General features: G+C 40.8%; 6 protein-coding genes and 1 pseudogene. All 7 read left to right on the top strand.

The features are described from left to right. The first annotated feature begins 116 nt into the window (after positions 1–116). Positions 117–500 carry a hypothetical protein gene (locus ACHBHN_RS11090; RefSeq protein ID WP_164227777.1) on the top strand — a complete coding sequence of 128 codons (384 nt, stop codon included), beginning with the start codon at positions 117–119 and terminating at the stop codon, positions 498–500. An 8-nt stretch (positions 501–508) separates the two neighbouring features. Continuing rightward, positions 509–742, top strand: a complete 234-nt coding sequence (locus tag ACHBHN_RS11085; RefSeq protein WP_001005708.1) for a hypothetical protein — start codon at positions 509–511, stop codon at positions 740–742. Positions 743–744: 2 nt separating this feature from the next. Next, entirely contained in the window at positions 745–1,329 is a 585-nt protein-coding gene (locus ACHBHN_RS11080) for a CPBP family intramembrane glutamic endopeptidase (protein ID WP_044684034.1), read from the top strand. Between the two features lie 77 nt (positions 1,330–1,406). Continuing rightward, positions 1,407–1,895, top strand: a complete 489-nt coding sequence (locus ACHBHN_RS11075; protein ID WP_044684036.1) for a hypothetical protein — start codon at positions 1,407–1,409, stop codon at positions 1,893–1,895. Then, positions 1,895–3,712 (top strand): VirD4-like conjugal transfer protein, CD1115 family, encoded by a 1,818-nt coding sequence (locus ACHBHN_RS11070; RefSeq protein ID WP_394734136.1) that lies wholly within the window; start codon positions 1,895–1,897, stop codon positions 3,710–3,712. Before ACHBHN_RS11075 ends, ACHBHN_RS11070 begins: the two co-directional genes overlap by 1 nt. Positions 3,713–3,729: 17 nt before the next feature. Further along, a complete protein-coding gene (locus ACHBHN_RS11065; protein ID WP_001072182.1) occupies positions 3,730–3,972 on the top strand; it encodes a hypothetical protein in 243 nt (80 codons plus the stop codon). 18 nt (positions 3,973–3,990) lie between these two features. After that, a pseudogene (locus ACHBHN_RS11060) lies at positions 3,991–4,124 on the top strand (conjugal transfer protein TrbL); the annotation flags it as partial.

Here is a 4,124-nt window from a genome sequence, read left to right as displayed (position 1 = left end):
GACTTTAGTGACGGTCAAGTGCTTTGGTGAAGGACGGATGCCCATTGATATGAGTCGCTATTTCTCAACTCCTGAACCAACAGTTGAAAATAGCCTAACCCTATAAGGAGGTGCCTATGCTTGAGGTATATCTAGGAAATAATGTCAATACAAATCAAGACTTACTAACCATTTTGACGACCTATGGAGTGGCTTATCGTTGTACAAAAGCATGTGATGTTAACCGTGAAATCTTACTGTCACTCTTTGCCAAAACCACGGATTGTTTTGAGTTGCTGTCGCCACGATTTCTTCGCTTTAAACGTCAATATTCGATAAGTTTGAATGAGATGATTCAGCTCATTCTCCAAAAGCCAGACCAAAACCTTCGTCTGCCTCTCATTGTCTGTCAGAATCACGTCTATCCAGCTATTGGACTAGACGAAGTACGAACTTTTCTTCCCAGACAGGTAAAAGAAGAGCTGTTTCAGGCCAGTCTGATGAAACAAGTGACAGGGTAGGTGTGAAGATGAATGAACGATTTTGGGACAATTTAGAAATCATTCTGGCAGAAAAAGACCTCACTTGGGCAGAACTAGCTCGCAAAGTATTTAACGGTCAATATGTTTATCCAAGTGAGTTTAATCGCCTCTATCAAAAATTGCGACATTACAAATCCAATCGTCTGATGCCACAAACAAGATGGGTTGAGCGTATTGTTCTAGTCTTAGATATTGATTATGAAGATTTATTTAAGAGGTGACAATGATAAGGATAGTGTTGTTTTATCTAGCCATACAGCTTAATGGACTTCTGGTGAGTTTATACCTACAAGAGTATATGACGATTGAGGGTGTAGTCTTGCTACAATTGGTCCTATTAAGTGTGACTTGCTTAGAGATTGCCCGTCATAAAACTGTTCAATTAAAAATTGTGGGCGTACAAAATCGCCTAAGTTGGTTGCTTCTTGGCTTTGTGGCTATGGTTGCTTTTGCAGTCTTCATCAGCTTCCTATTTCCAGGTCAGACTAGGAATCAAGCGGTATTGGTACAAGTAGGAAAACAGGTTCCTCCTATTATCTTTTTATTGTTTCTGGTCAATGCAAGTATCCTTGAAGAGATTGTTTATAGGCAATTGCTGTGGGAAAAATTGACATTCCCTTTTGTACAAATAGGCGTGACCAGTTTTCTCTTTGTTCTATCCCATGGCCCCAATCAGTTAGGGAGTTGGCTCATGTATAGCTGTCTTGGCTTGACCTTGGCTGCTGTTCGATTGAAAACTGATTGTATGACGGCAATCATCTTACATTTACTTTGGAATAGTTTGGCTTATGTCGTAACTTTCTTGTGATACCAAAATCAAGAGTGTTTCCGTATTATGGAAACACCTTATGTTTGAGAGGGAATCGAAAAAAAGAGGAGGTCACCATGTCATCTGAACAACAAGAACGTCAAGCGATGCAATACGTGGAAAGAAGTAGTTTATTGACAGTTAGAACCCTCTTAAAGCTCTTAGAATGGTCGGCTAGGCAAGCCTTAGCTCAAGATTCAGCTTATAAGATTGGGGTTCAAAAACTGGAAGAACTCCTTCAAAGTCCTTATGCCATTGAAGCGATTGATGTTAGTAAAGACATTCTAGATAAGCCAATCGATGTGGAGAAATTTAAGGAGTTGATGGAGTCAGAAAAACTGCCAATCGCAATTAGTTGGCAAAAAGACTATCTCTACTTTTATGCCAAGGATAAGACCTTGCTCGATCATCACTTGGATGAATTGTTGAAGAAACTGATGTCTAATCCAGAGAAGCTAGAAGGTTTAACCTTTGATAAAACCTTGGACCAAGAGATAGAACTGGCCAAAGAGAAAATTAGAGTGATAGAACCTTCGGCAGTCAAAACCAAGGAGGTGACCTTGTAATGTATTCCAGGCAAAAAGCATTTGTCTTTGGACTCTTGGGTCTCGCCTTTGGCTATTTCTGCCATCGTCTAACCCTACTCTATGATAGTTTAACCAATGCCCCACCTATGGAACGTATTGCCTACCTCTTAGGAGAGGGGTTAAATAAGGTTTTCAATCCTTTATGGCTATTTTCCTTTACTCAAAAATCTTTTCTTGCCTTTATCCTTGGGGTTCTAACGATGACGCTAGTCTATCTTTATGTATCGACAGGACAGAAGGTCTATCGAGAAGGGGAAGAATACGGTTCTGCACGATTTGGAACCAGTAAGGAAAAGCGGAACTTTTACAGTAAGAATCCTTTCAATGACACGATTTTGGCTCGTGATGTTCGTCTAACCTTGTTGGAAAAGAAGAAACCCCAGTTTGACCGAAATAAAAATTTGATTGTCATTGGGGGTTCTGGGGCAGGTAAGACCTTTCGCTTTGTTAAACCCAACCTTATCCAACTTAACTGTTCCAATATTGTCGTAGATCCTAAAGACCATTTGGCCGAGAAGACAGGTAAACTCTTTTTGGAAAACGGTTATCAGGTCAAGGTTTTAGACTTGGTTAATATGACCAATTCAGACGGTTTTAATCCCTTTCGTTATGTAGAAACAGAGAATGATTTGAACCGCATGTTAACGGTCTATTTTAACAATACCCGTGGATCTGGTTCACGCAGTGATCCATTTTGGGACGAGGCTTCCATGACATTGGTGAGAGCTATTGCCTCTTATTTGGTGGATTTTTACAATCCACCAGGAAGTTCCAAGCAAGAGCAGGAAGCAAGACGTAAGCGTGGCCGTTATCCAGCCTTTTCTGAGATTGGGAAACTCATCAAACTCTTATCAAAGGGAGATAATCAGGACAAAAGTGTTCTTGAAGTCCTGTTTGAAGATTACGCTAAAAAATACGGTCACGAGAACTTTACCATGCGAAATTGGGCAGATTTCCAAAACTATAAGGATAAGACCTTGGATTCGGTGATTGCGGTCACAACAGCTAAATTTGCCCTCTTTAATATCCAATCGGTGATTGATTTGACGCAAAGAGACACTATGGATTTGAAAACGTGGGGCACTCAAAAGACCATGGTCTATCTTGTTATTCCAGACAATGATACGACCTTTCGTTTCCTATCTGCTTTATTTTTCTCTACGGTTTTCTCCACTTTGACCAGGCAGGCTGATGTTGACTTTAAAGGGCAACTGCCGATTCATGTTAGAAGCTATCTGGATGAGTTTGCGAATGTCGGAGAAATCCCAGACTTTGCCGAACAAACCTCAACAGTTCGCTCTAGGAATATGAGTCTAGTTCCAATCTTGCAAAATATTGCTCAACTCCAAGGACTTTATAAGGAAAAAGAGGCTTGGAAAACCATACTGGGGAACTGTGACAGCCTCCTCTATTTGGGTGGAAATGACGAGGAAACTTTCAAATTTATGAGTGGTCTTCTAGGCAAACAAACCATTGATGTCAGAAGCACCAGTCGTTCTTTTGGGCAGACTGGCTCAAGTTCCACCTCTCACCAGAAAATTGCTCGTGACTTGATGACGGCTGATGAAGTAGGGAATATGAAAAGAGATGAATGCCTCGTACGCATTGCAGGAGTTCCTGTTTTTCGAACCAAGAAATATTTTCCACTTAAACATAGGAATTGGAAATGGCTTGCGGATAAGGAAACCGATGTACGCTGGTGGCACTATCATATCAATCCCCTAACCGCTGAGGAAGAGGTAGATTTGTCAGGCTATAAAATAAGGGATTTAAGCACAGAAACAACACTACATTAATAGAAATGAGGAATTATATGAATCAAAAACTAACAGGCTTTGTTTACGGAGTGGACGCCAGCTCCATGTTCTCTCAAGCCATGTCTCTATTACAAAAAGGTTTGATTGCAGTAGGAGCCTTTCTTGTTGTCATGGGCATTATCAACCTTTCAACCAACATTAAAGATGGTGGGCCAGGTGTCCGAAATGCCATTCTAGAAATTGTTGGTGGGGTCATGGTGGGAGCCGCTGGTGCTTTTGTGACTCAGATTACCATTTAGGGGAGGACTGCACATGACATGATAATGAATTTTACGTCACCTTTTGTATTTCTAGCCTCAGAAAAAGTATCTAGCGATAGCCTTTTTGAAGGGTTTCAAGTGGATTTAGAATCAACCGCCAACTTGGTTAAGTCACTAGCGGACTTTAATCC

This window comes from Streptococcus sp. A22, from assembly GCF_043674215.1.
GTDB lineage: Bacteria > Bacillota > Bacilli > Lactobacillales > Streptococcaceae > Streptococcus > Streptococcus suis_V.
Note: the sequence above shows the minus strand (reverse complement) of the source record. Positions and strands in the feature narration are given on the sequence as shown.

What these genes read in the sequence shown, in the direction of transcription:
- ACHBHN_RS11090 (WP_164227777.1), top strand. Translation starts at nt 117, where the DNA reads ATGCTTGAGGTATATCTAGGAAATAATGTCAATACAAATCAAGACTTA.
- ACHBHN_RS11085 (WP_001005708.1), top strand. Translation starts at nt 509, where the DNA reads ATGAATGAACGATTTTGGGACAATTTAGAAATCATTCTGGCAGAAAAA.
- ACHBHN_RS11080 (WP_044684034.1), top strand. Translation starts at nt 745, where the DNA reads ATGATAAGGATAGTGTTGTTTTATCTAGCCATACAGCTTAATGGACTT.
- ACHBHN_RS11075 (WP_044684036.1), top strand. Translation starts at nt 1,407, where the DNA reads ATGTCATCTGAACAACAAGAACGTCAAGCGATGCAATACGTGGAAAGA.
- ACHBHN_RS11070 (WP_394734136.1), top strand. Translation starts at nt 1,895, where the DNA reads ATGTATTCCAGGCAAAAAGCATTTGTCTTTGGACTCTTGGGTCTCGCC.
- ACHBHN_RS11065 (WP_001072182.1), top strand. Translation starts at nt 3,730, where the DNA reads ATGAATCAAAAACTAACAGGCTTTGTTTACGGAGTGGACGCCAGCTCC.